General features: G+C 61.7%; 14 protein-coding genes. 8 read left to right on the top strand and 6 right to left on the bottom strand.

The window, feature by feature from the left end; genetic code table 11:
• The first annotated feature begins 300 nt into the window (after nt 1-300).
• Nucleotides 301-1,965, top strand: a complete 1,665-nt coding sequence (gene pgm / locus ACZ0AI_RS02925; protein WP_463564489.1) for a phosphoglucomutase (alpha-D-glucose-1,6-bisphosphate-dependent) — start codon at nt 301-303, stop codon at nt 1,963-1,965.
• 141 nt (nt 1,966-2,106) lie between these two features.
• On the opposite strand, the gene ACZ0AI_RS02920 is transcribed toward pgm, so the two are convergent.
• A complete protein-coding gene (locus ACZ0AI_RS02920) occupies nt 2,107-2,457 on the bottom strand; it encodes a hypothetical protein (RefSeq protein ID WP_463564488.1) in 351 nt (116 codons plus the stop codon).
• Between the two features lie 246 nt (nt 2,458-2,703).
• Between ACZ0AI_RS02920 and ACZ0AI_RS02915 the strand changes: the two genes are divergently transcribed.
• The 3 genes from ACZ0AI_RS02915 to ACZ0AI_RS02905 all read left to right on the top strand — a co-directional run bounded on the left by ACZ0AI_RS02915 (nt 2,704) and on the right by ACZ0AI_RS02905 (nt 4,107).
• Complete coding sequence (locus ACZ0AI_RS02915) at nt 2,704-3,264, top strand: cysteine hydrolase family protein (protein WP_463564487.1); 561 nt, start codon at nt 2,704-2,706, stop codon at nt 3,262-3,264.
• Nucleotides 3,265-3,343: 79 nt separating this feature from the next.
• Nucleotides 3,344-3,685, top strand: coding sequence for a hypothetical protein (locus ACZ0AI_RS02910; RefSeq protein ID WP_463564486.1), 342 nt, complete (start codon nt 3,344-3,346; stop codon nt 3,683-3,685).
• Nucleotides 3,682-4,107: a hypothetical protein gene (locus ACZ0AI_RS02905; RefSeq protein ID WP_463564485.1), complete on the top strand. Its 426-nt coding sequence runs from the start codon at nt 3,682-3,684 to the stop codon at nt 4,105-4,107. Before ACZ0AI_RS02910 ends, ACZ0AI_RS02905 begins: the two co-directional genes overlap by 4 nt.
• A 42-nt stretch (nt 4,108-4,149) precedes the next feature.
• On the opposite strand, the gene ACZ0AI_RS02900 is transcribed toward ACZ0AI_RS02905, so the two are convergent.
• Both ACZ0AI_RS02900 and ACZ0AI_RS02895 read right to left on the bottom strand, forming a co-directional pair.
• Nucleotides 4,150-5,424 (bottom strand): glucarate dehydratase family protein, encoded by a 1,275-nt coding sequence (locus ACZ0AI_RS02900; RefSeq protein ID WP_463564484.1) that lies wholly within the window; start codon nt 5,422-5,424, stop codon nt 4,150-4,152.
• A 61-nt stretch (nt 5,425-5,485) separates the two neighbouring features.
• Nucleotides 5,486-6,841 (bottom strand): MFS transporter, encoded by a 1,356-nt coding sequence (locus ACZ0AI_RS02895; RefSeq protein WP_463564483.1) that lies wholly within the window; start codon nt 6,839-6,841, stop codon nt 5,486-5,488.
• Between the two features lie 107 nt (nt 6,842-6,948).
• Here ACZ0AI_RS02895 and ACZ0AI_RS02890 point away from each other — a divergent pair, with 107 nt between their 5' ends.
• Complete coding sequence (locus tag ACZ0AI_RS02890) at nt 6,949-7,848, top strand: LysR family transcriptional regulator (RefSeq protein ID WP_463564482.1); 900 nt, start codon at nt 6,949-6,951, stop codon at nt 7,846-7,848.
• Nucleotides 7,849-7,913: 65 nt separating this feature from the next.
• Here the strand turns inward: ACZ0AI_RS02890 and ACZ0AI_RS02885 are convergent, their stop codons facing one another.
• Nucleotides 7,914-8,582 (bottom strand): TIGR04211 family SH3 domain-containing protein, encoded by a 669-nt coding sequence (locus ACZ0AI_RS02885; RefSeq protein ID WP_463564481.1) that lies wholly within the window; start codon nt 8,580-8,582, stop codon nt 7,914-7,916.
• A gap of 300 nt (nt 8,583-8,882) precedes the next feature.
• Between ACZ0AI_RS02885 and ACZ0AI_RS02880 the strand changes: the two genes are divergently transcribed.
• From ACZ0AI_RS02880 to ACZ0AI_RS02870, 3 genes are all read left to right on the top strand, one after another.
• Nucleotides 8,883-9,911: a LacI family DNA-binding transcriptional regulator gene (locus ACZ0AI_RS02880; protein WP_463564480.1), complete on the top strand. Its 1,029-nt coding sequence runs from the start codon at nt 8,883-8,885 to the stop codon at nt 9,909-9,911.
• Between the two features lie 210 nt (nt 9,912-10,121).
• Nucleotides 10,122-11,105, top strand: a complete 984-nt coding sequence (locus ACZ0AI_RS02875) for a 2-hydroxyacid dehydrogenase (protein WP_463564479.1) — start codon at nt 10,122-10,124, stop codon at nt 11,103-11,105.
• 9 nt (nt 11,106-11,114) lie between these two features.
• Nucleotides 11,115-12,314: a mandelate racemase/muconate lactonizing enzyme family protein gene (locus tag ACZ0AI_RS02870; RefSeq protein WP_463564478.1), complete on the top strand. Its 1,200-nt coding sequence runs from the start codon at nt 11,115-11,117 to the stop codon at nt 12,312-12,314.
• Between the two features lie 9 nt (nt 12,315-12,323).
• Here the strand turns inward: ACZ0AI_RS02870 and ACZ0AI_RS02865 are convergent, their stop codons facing one another.
• Both ACZ0AI_RS02865 and ACZ0AI_RS02860 read right to left on the bottom strand, forming a co-directional pair.
• Nucleotides 12,324-13,541, bottom strand: coding sequence for an MFS transporter (locus tag ACZ0AI_RS02865; RefSeq protein ID WP_463564477.1), 1,218 nt, complete (start codon nt 13,539-13,541; stop codon nt 12,324-12,326).
• 192 nt (nt 13,542-13,733) lie between these two features.
• Nucleotides 13,734-14,633, bottom strand: a complete 900-nt coding sequence (locus ACZ0AI_RS02860) for a LysR family transcriptional regulator (protein ID WP_463564476.1) — start codon at nt 14,631-14,633, stop codon at nt 13,734-13,736.
• Nucleotides 14,634-14,655: the final 22 nt, after the last annotated feature.

Genomic DNA, 14,655 nt, shown 5'->3' with positions numbered 1-14,655 from the left:
GTCGGCCCAGCAAGACACGCCCCCTATATTTTTTGCAGAGGCGCAATAGAAAGATAGCAAAGTGACAGCATTGCGCTCATGAACAAAATCTATCGCCGACAAACGGAATATTCGGGTATCTGCAACTGCCCTGAATCGCGCCGCCAGCGAAGGCGCTGGCGCTTTATTCTGCAGTCTTTATCATCCGCGACCATGAGTATGGGGAACTCCAAGCCACTGCTGTGGTGTCGAACCCCGAGTCCGATGCCTCGCGCGCTGCGATAGCCGCCAGGCCCCTTCATCCCATCAAAGGAACGATTGATGAGCATCCACAGCACTGCGGGACGCCTTCCCGACGAGCACAGCCTGGCCAATCTGCCGCGCCTGGTATCCCGCTATTACAGCGAACGTCCGGACCCGAGCGACCCCGCACAGCAGGTGGCGTTCGGCACCTCGGGCCACCGCGGCTCGTCCCTGAAGAACAGCTTCAACGAATGGCACATCCTTGCCGTGACCCAGGCGATCTGCGATTACCGCAATGGCCAAGGTATCGACGGCCCGCTGTTCATCGGCATGGACACCCACGCGTTGTCCGAGCCCGCGTTCGTCTCGGCGCTGGAAGTACTGGCTGCCAACCGTATCGAAACCCGTATCGATGCAGGCTGCAGTGAAACCGCTGGCGAGCCCGGCTACACGCCGACCCCGGCGATCTCCAAGGCGATCCTTGATTACAACAGGGGACGCAGCAGCGGCCTGGCCGATGGCATCGTTATCACCCCATCGCACAACCCGCCTGCCGACGGCGGCTTCAAGTACAACGCCACGAACGGCGGCCCGGCTGACACCGGCGTCACCAAGTGGATTCAGGAACGCGCCAACGAACTGCTGGTGGCAGGCCTCAAGGGTGTGCAGCGCATCGACTACGCCAGCGCCCTGAAGGCGCCGACCACCCAGCGTTACGACTTCATCGAGAATTACGTCGGCGACCTCGAGCAGGTGCTCGATCTGCAGGCGATTCGCGGCTCGGGCCTGAAGTTCGCGGTCGACCCGCTGGGCGGCGCCGGCGTGCATTACTGGACACGCATCGCCGAGCGCTTCGGCCTGCCGCTGGAGGTGCTGTCGACCCGCGTCGACCCGACCTTCCGCTTCATGCGCGTGGACTGGGACGGCAAGATCCGCATGGACTGCAGCTCGCCCTACGCCATGGCCGGGCTGATCGAAAACAAGGATCGCTTCGACGTCTCCTTCGCCTGTGATACCGACCACGACCGCCACGGCATCGTCGCCCGCTCGGTAGGCCTGCTCAATCCCAACCATTATTTGGCAGTGGCCATCGAGTACCTGTTCACTCACCGTCCGCTTTGGTCGGCTCAGGCCTCTATCGGCAAGACGTTGGTGTCTTCCTCGATGATCGACCGCGTTGCCCAGGGCATCGGCCGTAACGTGGTGGAAGTGCCAGTGGGCTTCAAATGGTTCGTCGACGGGTTGGTCGAGGGCAATTTCGGCTTTGGTGGCGAGGAATCCGCCGGGGCTTCGTTCCTGCGCAAGGACGGCAGCGCGTGGTCTACCGACAAGGACGGCATCATCCTCGGCCTGCTGGCTGCGGAAATCACCGCGGTGACCGGCAAAGATCCAGGCGAGCGCTATCAGGCGCTGACCGAACGCTTCGGTGCTCCCGTCTACCAACGTATCGACGCACCGGCCGACCGTGAGCAGAAAGCCCGCCTAGGCAAGCTGTCGGCCTCTCAAGTGACTGCCAGTGAGCTGGCTGGCCAGCCGATTACCGCGATTCTCACCGAAGCACCGGGCAACGGTGCAGCCATTGGCGGGCTGAAAGTGGTCACCGACAACGGCTGGTTCGCCGCTCGCCCCTCCGGCACCGAGGACGTTTACAAGATCTATGCCGAAAGCTTCGAAGGCGATACTCACCTGAAACGCATTCAGGAAGAAGCCAAGGCGCTGGTCGACAGCGTGCTAGCCGGCTGAACCCATGCAGCCGGCGCCCTGGCAAGAGAGCGCCGGCCCCACATGCCTTGCCGTCCTTACCGTGCAGGACATGGAAAATCTTTACTGCAAACCGCAAAAAGCCCCGCATTAGCGAGGCTTTTGGGTGTTATGGCTGCCTTATTAGGCAGTAGCGCGGTAGCCACCGTCACGCGTACGACGTGCCCACATCATCTTGGCGGCAGTCGGGTTGATAGGCGCACCGGTAAAGGTTGGCAGCGTGCGGTCGATCCACTGAGCACCCTGGCCTTTCCAATTGATTTCGCCGCTGACCAGTTTGTTGTCACGCATGATTTCATGCAGCAAAGCCTTGACGCGGACTTCACAAAATACGGTCTGACGGTCGATTGCCTTTACGAATACCACTTCATCGTCCTTACGCAACGTCATCAGCAACATCCCGTCAGGGCGCTTCTTGAAATCGACTACGTGATCCGGGAGATTTTCGATTAGCTGCTGGATGGCGTATTGCATGGCTCGTACCCTCTATGTGGTGTTTCTTTATAAGAGGGATATTGCAGAGTGCATGCCAGCTTCTGATAAAAAATAAGATGCTGATTTTAAAGGACTTTTTTTATTTAAAAATCAATTGAACTATGCATCCTGCACGGTAACCATGATTCGGTCGTGCAAGATGCAATATCTGATCGGAGGCCCTACCAGCTATAGATAGAAAAGCTGGCCAGAAGTGCCCCGCACCCCCTAAAGGAGGTTTCACCCATGCCGTTACCGGCTCTGATCATCATCGATATGCAACGCGGCATGCTCGAGGCGGCTGCCGGACAGCGCAACAATCCTGATGCGCCAGCCCGTGTCGCTGAGCTCTTGCAGGCCTGGCGCGCGGCGCAAGCGCCGATCGTGCACGTTCGCCATATCTCAAGGGCGACCGGCTCACTGTTTGCGCCTGGGCAGTTTGGCGTCGAGTTCCAGCCAGCGCTGCGCCCACAACCAGAGGAGCACGTAGTCGAGAAGAACGTGCCCGATGCCTTCATCAACTCCGGGCTGGAGCGCTGGTTGCGGGTAAGGGGGATCGAATCACTGGTGATAGTCGGCGTCAGTACCAACAACTCCGTTGAAGGCACGGCGCGCTCGGCGGGCAATCTCGGCTTCACCACCCACGTGGCGGCAGATGGCTGCTTCGCGTTCGCGAAGAGCGACTACAGTGGTGTGGCACGTAGCGCAGAGGAAGTGCATTGCATGGCACTGGCGAATTTGCAGGGTGAATATGCGACCGTCATCGACGGCAAAAAAGCACAGCAGTTGCTACAGGCAAATGAATAGGCAAAATAACGCGATGGAGCGAGCCGTGCCAACGTTCGACTCGCCCGTCATGACAACAACCGGATAAGGAGTGTCGGAATTGACCAGGAAAACCTACGCAGCGCTGACCCTGACCGCATTGCTTTGCGCCCCCGCAACCCATGCAGAAGAGTTGCAGCGCCCCAGCAGCGAGGAAGCCACAGCGGCATTTCTGGAGATGATGCAAATGCCAGAGCTCGCCGGAACGACCACTGCCAAGCTGGGAACCTGCATCCCGGCCGTAGAGGCTGAGCATCCAGGGCAGATCGCCTGTGGCGTGTTGATGGTCATGGGTGCGGGCACCAGTGAGACTCAGGCGGACTTCTATCGCCAGGGGCAGAAATGGGTGGCGCAACCAAGCGTCTCGCAGGACAAGTTGCCGTTCCCGGATCCTGCTTTTTGAAAACCGCAGCCATTTCATTCACAGCAGGGGTCGCCATGTCAGCGTCTGCATCAGGACAGCTTGAAGAAGGACAAGTCTGGCACTACCAGACGCGCGCGGGGGAAGAGTCTTCACAGCTCTATATCGTGCAGATCGACCCGCACGAAAAACTCGGGCCGATCTACCACATTGCCCTGGACGGCCTGAAACTCAGGAACCCGCATATCGAAGGTGGTCTGCAGACCGACCTGCCTCACCTTCCCATCAGCGAGGCGGCACTGCAAGACAGCGTGACGCGAATGGTCAGTTCGGACGCGCCCATGCCTGATATTTCCGAAGGCTACGGCCACTGGAAAGCCGCGTTCGACGCGGACGAAGGTGGTATTTTCACCATCCCTGTCGCGCAAGCGGTGGAGTACATCGAAAAAGCCGTGAACCAGTAGCAAAACCGCATGGCTTCAATGCAGAAGCCATGCGCAGCTACTTTAGAAGCGCGGCTTGAGTGCTTTCCAGCTCGGGTCGTACTTCTGCATCTGGGTCACGTCATTGCGCGAGCGGATGCCGCAGGTCAGGTACTGGTCATTGAGTTTGGCCAGCTGATCGTAATCCAGCTCGACACCCAGCCCAGGGGTTCGGGTGAGCTTCACGCAGCCATCGACGATCGGCAGCTTGCCGCCCTTGATCACCTCTTCATCCGGCTCCTGCCACGGGTAATGGGTGTCGCAGGCGTAGGCCAGGTTCGGCACGGCGGCCGCCACGTGGGTCATGGCCATCAGGCTGATGCCCAGATGCGAGTTCGAGTGCATCGATACGCCCAGGCCGAAGGTGTCGCACATGCGGGCGAGAATCTGCGTATCACGCAGGCCGCCCCAGTAGTGGTGATCGGCGAGCACGATCTGCACACTGTTCAGCGCCACACTGCGGCGGAACTCGTCGAAATCGGTGACCACCATATTGGTCGCCAGGGGAATGCCGGTGCGCTTGTGCACCTCGGCCATGCCTTCCAGCCCGGGACACGGGTCTTCGTAATACTGCAGGTCATCGCCCATCAGCTCGGCCATGCGCAGTGAGGTTTCCACCGACCAGTTGCCGTTGGGGTCGATACGCAGCGGCGTGTCCGGGAAGGCCTGACGCAGTGCCTTGATGCAGGCGACCTCGTGTTCCGGGCCGAGCAAGGTACCGGCCTTGAGCTTGATGCTCTTGAAGCCGTTCTCCTCGATCATGGTGCGTGCCTGAGCAACGATCTGCTCGGGGCTGATGCCCTCCCCCCAGCGATCCGGCTTGTAGGGTGAGCCCACGTGCTCGGCGTACTTGAGGAACAGGTAGGCGCTGAACGGCACTTCGTCGCGCACCGCGCCGCCCAGCAGATCGACCAGAGGCATGCCCAACGAACGTGCCTGCAGATCGAGAAAGGCCACTTCGAAGGCCGAATAGGCGTTAGCCACCTGCTTGCTCGGGTGCGAGCCAGGGGCCAGCTCGGCGCCAGCAGTGCCTGGCTTCAACGCGGCGACGGTTTTCACCACACGGGCACGCAAGCCGTTGAGATCGAAAGGATCGAGCCCGACCAGCGATTCCTGCATGGCCTGCAACACGCTGAGCACCGGGGCATCGCCGTAGCTTTCACCCAGGCCGATATAGCCGTTGTCACTTTCTACTTCGATGATCGAACGCAGGGCGTAGGGTTCGTGGATGCCGCTGGCGTTAAGCAGCGGTGCGTCACGGAACGCAATCGGCGTTACCCGTACGTGTTTGATCCTCATGATTGGAACTCCTTAAATCTCGCAGGATTACTGCGCCGGTGGTGCCAGCGCATGGACTTTCTTAGGCTGGCGATACCGCCGGTTTGGGGCTCACCCCATTGTCATTGCTTTTGGCGCCCTTGCTGGTCTTGGTCATGAACACCAGGATGCCGGCGATCAGCGAGACCACGGCCAGACCAATCAGGCCGCCTTCGATTGAGCCGGTGTGCTCTTCGAGGTAACCGAAGGTGGCCGGGGCAACGAAGCCACCCAGGCTGCCCACCGAGTTGATCAGGGCAATCACCGCCGCGGCGATGCGTGCATCCAGATATGCCTGGGGAATCGGCCAGAACAGCGAGGACGCCGCCTTGAAACCGATGGCCGCAAAGCAGATGGCGATAAAGGAGAAGATCGGCCCGCCAGTGGTGGACATGAACAGCCCGAACGCGGCGATCACGAACGCTGCGGAGGCCCAGGCCTGTTGCCACTTGTAGCGCGCTGCCAGGCTGGCGAAGGCGTACATGGCGGCCACCGAGATGATCCACGGCACCGAGTTGAACAGCCCGACCTGCATATCATCCAGCCCACCCATGGAGCGGATGATGCTCGGCAGCCAGAAGGTGCAGCCGTAGATGGTCAGCGAGATCGAGAAGTACAGGAAGCAGAACAGCATGATCTGCGGGTCGCGCAGCAGCTTGAACACCGAGTGCTTGACCGCGCCGGTCTCCCCCGCCGCCAGTTGGCGCTGACGCTGTTCTTCGTCGATGCAGTCGGTCAGGGCCTGGCTTTCCTCACGGGTCAGCCATTTGGCGTCCTTGGGCAGCGAATCCAGCCAGAACCAGACGAAGCCGCAGAGCACTACCGAGAACATGCCCTCGATGAAGAACATCCACTGCCAGCCTTTCATGCCCAGGCCTTCGATTTGCAGGAGCAGACCGGACAGCGGGCCCGAGAGGATCGACGCGATAGCCGAACCACTAAGGAAGATGGCCATGGCTTTGCCACGCTCACCGGCGGGCAGCCACTTGGTGAAGTAATACACCACGCCCGGGAAGAAACCGGCCTCGGCGACGCCGAGCAGAAAGCGCAGGATGTAGAACCAGGTTTCGTTGGGTACGAACGCCATCGCGGTGGCGACGATGCCCCAGGTGAACATGATGCGGGTCAGCCACACCTTGGCGCCGTAGCGCTGCAACAGGATGTTCGAAGGCACTTCGAACAGCGCGTAGCCGATGAAGAACAGGCCGGCCCCCAGGCCGTAGGCCGCGGCACCGATACCCAGATCGGTTTCCAGGTGGCTGCGGACGAAGCCGATGTTCACCCGGTCGATGTAGTTGACGATGAACATGACCACGAACAGCGGCAGAACGTGGCGTTTCACTTTCGAGACCGCGCGGGCAACAACCTGCGGATCGGCGGAACTCTGGACGTTATTCAATTGGGGCGACTCCCGATCATTGTTTTTGTGGGATGCGCCGATCATGTACGCGGGCATTGATCCCGTCTAATCTAGATTGGTATTCGATTGATACCTGGATTAGATCAATGTTCGAGCTTGCCCAGCTGCGCTGCTTCACCACCGTCGCCACCGAACTCAACTTTCGCCGTGCCGCCGAACGGCTTAACATGACCCAGCCGCCACTCAGTCGGCAGATCCAGCTACTGGAGCACAGCCTCGGCGTCGAACTGTTCACCCGCAGCACTCGCAGCGTCGCGCTCACCGCCGCTGGTCGGGCGTTTTTCATCGAAGCTCAGCACCTGTTGGAACGCGCCCATCAGGCAGCCGCCTCGGCACGACGCTTCGCAGCAGGCGATATCGGCTCGGTGAGCATCAGCTTCGTTGGCAGTGCGGTGTATGAGTTCCTGCCACGGGTGATCGCCGAGGCGCGGCTCAATCAGCCCCAGGTGAAGATTTCCCTGAGCGAGATGAACACCCACCAGCAGCACGAAGCGCTGCGCACCCGGCGTATCGACCTGGGCATCGTGCGCCAGCCGCTGCTGCAGGCGGGTTACGAGAATGAGTGCCTGGTGCGTGAGCCTTTCGTGCTGGCCATCCCCAGCCATCATCCACTGGCCACGGCTGATCAGGTAAGGGTCGGGGATCTGGATGGCGCGCCCTTTCTGATGTACTCCCACGCAGCCTATCCACCCTTCAACGAATTGCTGACCGGCATGTTCCGCTCGGCAGGAGTGGCGCCGGAATACGTGCAGTGGCTGGGGTCGTCGCTGACCATTCTGGCATTGGTCAACGCCGGTATGGGCCTGGCCCTGGTGCCGCGCTGCGCCACCAACGTGGTGTTCAAGGACGTGACGTTCCGCGAGATCGACCTGGGCAACGGCATTCAGAGCGAGCTGCACCTGACCTGGCGCAGCAACAACGACAACCCGGCCTGCATGATGCTGCTGGAAGCGATTCGGGCGGCAGTAGCGGCAGACGTGCAGTGATGCGCGAACCTGCCCCGTAGCCTGGGCTGCGTAGAGCGATACCCAGGACGGCTTCACCTATCGGTTCAGACCCACTGATCGTTACGCTTGCGACGCACTCGGAACATCGTTGGCAGGATCAACCCCATCAACAGGCCAGCGCCCGCGATACTGCCGCCATAAATCATATAGCGCATCAGCACTTCCTTCTGCTCGCTGCCCAACTGAGCCTGGGCTTCACGCAACTCCGAACGCGCCTGATTCAATTCGATATCCAGGGCACTGCGGCTGGCCTCGAGTTCGTCGATCAGGGTCTTGCGCGAATCCAGGGTCTCCTGCATGCCTTGCACGCGGGTTTTCCAGGTGTCGTTGATGCCTTCGAGTTCGGTGCTCAATTCGGTCACCTTCTGCTCGAGCGCTGGCAGCCGCTCAGCCTGGCCAGGCACCTCCTGCAGGTCGCGGTTGGCGATCCATACGGCATCGCCATTCTCGCCGCGAACCTGGCTGTAATCGCCCTGGGTACGCAGCAACTGCACGCGTACACCTGAGCTGAGCGTGCCGACAATACGGTAGCCATCGGTCGGACCGCTGCGCACGTAGGTATTCAAACTGTCGCTGACCCAGCGCACGTCGGCGCTGGCCTGTTGAGCATGAACCGGCGCCGCAACAAGCAGCAAACCGGCGAGTAGTGAAGTCCCGAGCACGCGAAGCTGCGGCAGGGAAAAGGATGCGGAAAACGGGCGGGCTAGGGACATAAAAACGATCTTCACTCGGCGGTGGAACACAATGCGACGCAGCGCGCTAACGTCGGCCAGATGAATTGTTGTGGGGCTCGGCAGGGTCGCGTAACTGGCGCAACGCCATGCCTTTCGCCCGGTTTGGCCGACTGCTGAAAGACCGCGGTGAATCGGGCTGGTTCCTCAACGGCCGGTAGATCGGCCAACGGACGATGGTCGACAAGCGCTGCCGGTCGCCGGGCTGGCAAAAGGCAATCACGGCATGACCGCTACGCGCTGGCACTGTTAGGATGCCCACTCAATCAATGTGGAAGTGTTATGGCGGTCAAGGGAGCAGGCAACAGCGGCAGGTCGACTCACGGGGTAACCCTGATCGATGTGGCCAAGGCAGCGGGTGTGGCACCGATGACCGTGTCACGGGCACTCAACAACCCCGATCACGTCAAGAAGGCGACGCTGCTCAAGGTGCGCAAGGCCATCGAAGACACCGGTTACGTGCGCAATCTGGTCGCCGGCGCCCTGGCCAGCAACCGCAGCCATCTGGTCGCGGTGATCGTGCCGATCCTCACCAACCCGATCTTTTCCGACACCTTCCAGGCCATCGCCGACCGCCTGAGTAAATCCGGTTACCAGGTACTGCTGGGCATGTCCGGCTACCAGCCTGATCAGGAGCAGGAACTGCTCGAAGTGATTCTCAGCCGCCGGCCAGACGGCATCATCCTCACCGGTACCCTGCACACCGAGGCCAGCCGCCGCCGACTGCGCGCCGTGGGGGTTCCCGTGGTGGAAACCTGGGATCTGACCAGCGACCCCATCGACATGCTGGTGGGCTTTTCGCACGAGGATATTGGGCGCGATGTGGCCCGCAATCTGCTGGGCAAAGGCTATCGCGACTTCGCCACCCTGGCGGTCAACGACCCACGCGGTCAGCGACGGATCAAAGCCTTCGTCGATGAGCTGCTGGCCAACGGCATACACGAGGTGCCGGGCGAGCACATCGAAGGCGTACCGACCCTGGAACACGGCCGCAGCGGCCTGCGCAAATTGCTCGCGGCGCCAACCAGACCGCAGGTGGTGGTCTGTACCTCTGACACTCTCGCCCACGGCGTGCTCACCGAGGCGATGGCGCAGGGCATTCGCGTGCCCGATGAAGTCGCCGTGATGGGCTTTGGTGACATGAATTTCGCGGCCCATACCCACCCTTCACTCTCTACCGTGAAGATCGACGGCAGAGCCATGGGCGATGCTGCAGCAAGTGCCCTGCTCGGTCGACTTCTGGGCAACAGCGATAACGTGTTGCGACAGGATATCGGCTACCAATTGATCGATCGCGACAGCACTCGCTAGGCGCAATACCTCTCAGAAACCCTGTGTGGCACACGGCGTTGAGTACCTTCTCGCGCGCTCATAAAACAAATCCACTTGTCAGGCCCGCCAGTCATGGACTACGGTGGAGTGGAAAATGGTTGCGCTACCATAATTTTCAGTACCTTTGCACAGGAGCCGTCACCTGCAAGCCACTTGCACAGGCATGACAGCGATACAGGAGAGAGACTCATGAAAATCGTCATGGTCGGCGAAGCCGCCACCCACCGGGATGAAATCGCCGCCGAACTGGGCTTTGAGGCCGATTATGTGGCCCTGCCGCGGGAGGCTCACGAATCGCCGGAGTGGGATGAGCAGATCGACGGTGCCGATGTGCTGGTGGCCATGCGTTTCAAGCGTCCGAACAAGGCGGAAGTGCCGCGCTTTCGCCTGCTCCATGTACCGGGTGCCGGCCTCGATGGCATCGACTTTTCGGTGATGCCCAAAGGCAGTGTGGCCTGCAACGTGTTCGAGCACGAAATCCCCATGGCCGAATATGCCCTGGCGAGCATGCTCGAACATGAAGTCGGCCTGGCCCAGGCCCGTGCCAGCTTCGACAGCGAGCGTTTCTCGGCTTCCTACCTGGGACGCAGACCGCGCGGCGAGCTGTATGGCAAAACCGTTCTGATCGTCGGCTTCGGGCGCATCGGCCAGGCCGTGGCGGTACGTGCCCAGGCCTTCGGACTGAAGGTCATCGCCCTCTCCTCCCGCGCCCTCAATGGCCAGTTGAAGGGGCCATGCAACGAGGCCTGCACACCGTCGCAGATCAACGAAATCCTGCCCCGTGTCGACTACGTGGTGCTGTCCTGTCCGCTCAACGATGAAACCCGTGGCTCGTTCGGCGTAGCGCAGTTCCAGGCCATGCACGAGGACGCCGTACTGATCAATATCGCCCGTGCCGCGGTGGTCGACGAAGACGCGCTCTATCAGGCCCTGGTCGACAAGCAGATCGCCAAGGCGTTTCTCGACGTCTGGTACGCCTACCCGGCTGGTAGCAACGACAGCGTGGCGCCGGCCCGGCACCGTTTCGAGGAACTGCCCAACGCCTTCTGCACACCGCACATCTCCGGTTGGACCCACGGCCTGTTCGAGCGCCGCTACGCCTTTATCGCTGCCAATATCGAGCGCCTGAAAAACGGCGAGAAGTTGCATAACGTCGTCTACGGCGAGGGTTGAGGACAGCTCATGAAAATTACCAGAATCGAAACCACGCGCCTGAAGAGCCTGCCCAACCTGATCTGGGTCGAGGTGCATACCGATGACGGCCAGGTCGGTCTCGGTGAGACCTTCCGCGGCTCGGAAGCCGTGGAAGCCTACATCCACTCGATTTCCGCCGGCATGCTGCTGGGCAAGGATCCGTTACAGATCGAACGGCACAGCAAGACGCTGCTGCGCGGCTACCTCGGCTTCAACGGTTCCGGCGTGGAAACCCGCGCGGCCTCGGCGCTGGATATCGCCCTCTGGGACATCTTCGGCCAGGCGGTGAACCAGCCCATCTACCAGCTGCTCGGCGGCCTCGCCCACGACAGCATGCGCGCCTACAACACCTGCGCCGGTGGCAACTTTAATACCGGCGGCGAACAGCGCCGCACCATCGCCAAGGGCGAGGCCACGGTCAGCGAACGCTACGACGACCAGGTCGCCTTTATCGAATGCCCCGACGAGCTAGCCCAGAGCCTGATCGAAGACGGTTTCAGCGCCATGAAGATCTGGCCCTTCGATGCCTTCGCCATGGCCAGCGGCGGCCAGTACATCAGTTCGGCGGATATAAAAAAGGGCCTTGAGCCCTTCGAGAAAATCCGCAAGGCAGTCGGTGACCGCATCGAACTGATGTGCGAATTCCACTCGTTGTGGAACACCACCACAGCGCTGTCCATCGCCCGTGAACTGAAGGACTACAACATCTTCTGGTCCGAAGACCCGATCAAGATGGACTCCGTGCAGGGCCTGGCTGATTACCGTCGCCTCAGCGGCCTGCCGGTGTGCGGCAGCGAAACCCTGGCGACACGCAGTGCGTTCCGCGACCTGCTGGCCGCCGATGCGCTGGACTACGTGATGCTGGATCTGTCCTGGTGCGGCGGCATCAGCGAGGCCAAGAAAGTCGCCGCCCTGGCCGAGGCCTACCAGAAACCCATCGCCCCTCACGACTGCACCGGGCCGGTGGTACTGATGGCCTCGCTGCACCTGGGGCTGTCGAGCCCCAACGCGATCTTCCAGGAAGTGGTGCGCGCCTACCTGGCCGGCTTCTATCAGGATCTGGTGACCACCCTGCCCGATGTGCAGAACGGCTTCATCCTGCCGCCAACCGGTGCTGGCCTGGGCACCGCGCTGAACCCGCGCTTGCGTGAGCGTGCGGATTGCGTGGTGCGTACCTCGCAGCTCTGAATCACTCTGCTACTTGCCGGACAGCACCCGCTGCTCCGGCGCAGCCGCCTGGCGCCTATTCCACAACGCCAAGAGCAGCGCCAGGGCAGGAAACGCCCCACCGATCAGCGCGGCACCCTGCCAGCCAAAGCTTTCGTAGATCGGGCTGGCGATGGCCGACCCCGTGGCGCCTCCCACGAAGATGCTGGTCATGTACAGGGCATTGAGCCGCGCTCGACTGTTCTGCTCCAAGGCATAGACCTCGCGTTGGCCCAACACCATGTTCAGTTGCACGGCGAAGTCCAGCAGCACGGCACACAGCACCAGGCCGATCACCCCAGCCAGCGAGCCGGCCAGGGTCAGCGCAAACGACAGCGGCGCGAGAATCAACGCCACCAGGGTGGCACGACGGGTATGGCCGGCATCGGCCAGTCGGCCCGCGAGCGGTGCTGCGATCGCGCCGATGGCCCCGACCAAAGCGAACAGCGCTACCTGGCTCTGGCTGAAGCCGTAATGGCGCACCAGTTCGAGCGGAGCCAACGTCCAGAACAGGCTGAACGAAGCGAACATCAGCCCCTGGTACAGCGCCCGCTGACGCAGCGTTGGGTAGCGGCGCAACAGGCCGAACAGCGACAGCAACAATTGCCCGTAATGTCCTCGATTGTCCGGCGCATGACGGGGAATGGTGGTGGCGATGACCACCACGATGCCCAGCATCATCGCCGCCGCGGAAAAGTACACCGCCCGCCAGCCGAAGTACTCGGTGATCAGGCTGGCGACCGGGCGCGCCAGCAGAATGCCCAGCAGCAGCCCGGCCATGATGTTGCCCACCACTCGCCCCCGGGTGGCCTCCGGCGCCAGATGGGCCGCCAGGGGAATCAGCATCTGCACCGATACCGAACTCAGACCGACCAGCAGCGACAGGCCGAGAAACAGGCCCGGCGATGACGAGAAGCCCGCAGCCAATAGGCAAACCATCGCGGCCAGAGTGGTCAACAGCATCAGCCGTCGATTCTCCAGCAGGTCAGCCAGCGGCACCAGAAACAACAACCCCACCGCATAACCGACCTGGGTCAGGGAAACGATCAGGCTGGCCTCGTGCATCGACAGGCCCACTGCAGGGGCGATCAGCTCGATGATCGGCTGGGCGTAATAGAGATTGGCGACGATGGCGCCGCAGCAGAAGGCGAACAACAGCACCAGCGCGGGCGGCAGGCTATGGTGTTCGCGGGAAGTGGATGTGTTCATGGTTACCTCGCGATGAATCGGCGTACACAGGCGCGGATCGTCGGAACAGGGAACGGGTGGGATGCCCGGCAATGCCATGGCGTCACCAGCATCTGGCTGGTGGCATCTGGTGACGCAACGTTACGGCGCCTCGCCGCTGCGGAGAATCCGTCTCCAGTGCAAAGCAGCGTTGCGCAGATTCGAACACCCGGCTCAGGCTTCGAGCAGCTCACGCAAAAACGCAACGAACGCGGCAACCCGTCGCGAACTGCGCTGATTGGGCAGATACAACACGCTGATGGCGCCGCTCATCGAACCGGGCGCCACCTCATGCTGATCCAGCAGGCGAGTCAACCGGCCAGCGGCGACATCCTCGCGAACCAACCAGTCGGCCAGCAACGCGATGCCGTGCCCCGCCAGCGCCGCTTCACGCAGTACATCGCCATTGTTGCTTTGCAGGTGCCCACGCACCGCCACCTGCTCGACCTCACCTGCCGCGCTGAACTGCCAGCGCTGCCCGGCCGCACCGAAATCGAACCGCAGACAATCATGAGCGAGCAGTGACTGGGGCTCGCTGACCGGCTGGCTACGCGCCAGATAATCCGGGCTGGCCACCAGCCAGCGGCGAAACTCGCCGACTCTCAGGCTGACCACATCGTCGCTCAACACCGCGCTGCCGAGGCGAACCGCAACGTCCACCCGCTCGCCGAGCAGATCGATCACCTCATCGCTCAGCCGTAGATTCAATTCCAACTCGGGATGGCGTTCGAACAACAGGCCAAGGCGCGGCGCGATGATTCGCCGACCGAACTCGACCGGCACGCTGACATTCAGCCGCCCGCGCGCCTGGCTACCGCCATCGCAAACGGCCGCATCGGCCTCCTCCAGCGCCTCAAGAATGGCCACCGCACGCTCGTAATAAACACGCCCTGCCTCGGTGACGCTGACCTGACGGGTACTGCGGTTGAGCAGCACACTTTGCAGCTCCGCCTCCAGGCCGCTGACCAGGCGCGTCACCGAAGAGGTCGCCATGCCCAGCGACCGCCCAGCAGCAGAAAAGCCACCGCTGCGGACAGTTTCGACCAGGGCTTTCAAAGCCAGCAGCTTGTCCATCGAACAGATTCCCGAGACTGAC

The organism is Pseudomonas sp. AC355, assembly GCF_979258205.1.
This window is presented reverse-complemented; position numbering and strand designations above follow the sequence as displayed.

Bases quoted from the DNA above. Each gene is read 5' to 3' on its own strand.
- pgm (WP_463564489.1), top strand. From the start codon at position 301: ATGAGCATCCACAGCACTGCGGGACGCCTTCCCGACGAGCACAGCCTG.
- ACZ0AI_RS02920 (WP_463564488.1), bottom strand. From the start codon at position 2,457: ATGCAATACGCCATCCAGCAGCTAATCGAAAATCTCCCGGATCACGTA.
- ACZ0AI_RS02915 (WP_463564487.1), top strand. From the start codon at position 2,704: ATGCCGTTACCGGCTCTGATCATCATCGATATGCAACGCGGCATGCTC.
- ACZ0AI_RS02900 (WP_463564484.1), bottom strand. From the start codon at position 5,424: ATGAGGATCAAACACGTACGGGTAACGCCGATTGCGTTCCGTGACGCA.
- ACZ0AI_RS02890 (WP_463564482.1), top strand. From the start codon at position 6,949: ATGTTCGAGCTTGCCCAGCTGCGCTGCTTCACCACCGTCGCCACCGAA.
- ACZ0AI_RS02885 (WP_463564481.1), bottom strand. From the start codon at position 8,582: ATGTCCCTAGCCCGCCCGTTTTCCGCATCCTTTTCCCTGCCGCAGCTT.
- ACZ0AI_RS02880 (WP_463564480.1), top strand. From the start codon at position 8,883: ATGGCGGTCAAGGGAGCAGGCAACAGCGGCAGGTCGACTCACGGGGTA.
- ACZ0AI_RS02875 (WP_463564479.1), top strand. From the start codon at position 10,122: ATGAAAATCGTCATGGTCGGCGAAGCCGCCACCCACCGGGATGAAATC.
- ACZ0AI_RS02870 (WP_463564478.1), top strand. From the start codon at position 11,115: ATGAAAATTACCAGAATCGAAACCACGCGCCTGAAGAGCCTGCCCAAC.
- ACZ0AI_RS02865 (WP_463564477.1), bottom strand. From the start codon at position 13,541: ATGAACACATCCACTTCCCGCGAACACCATAGCCTGCCGCCCGCGCTG.
- ACZ0AI_RS02860 (WP_463564476.1), bottom strand. From the start codon at position 14,633: ATGGACAAGCTGCTGGCTTTGAAAGCCCTGGTCGAAACTGTCCGCAGC.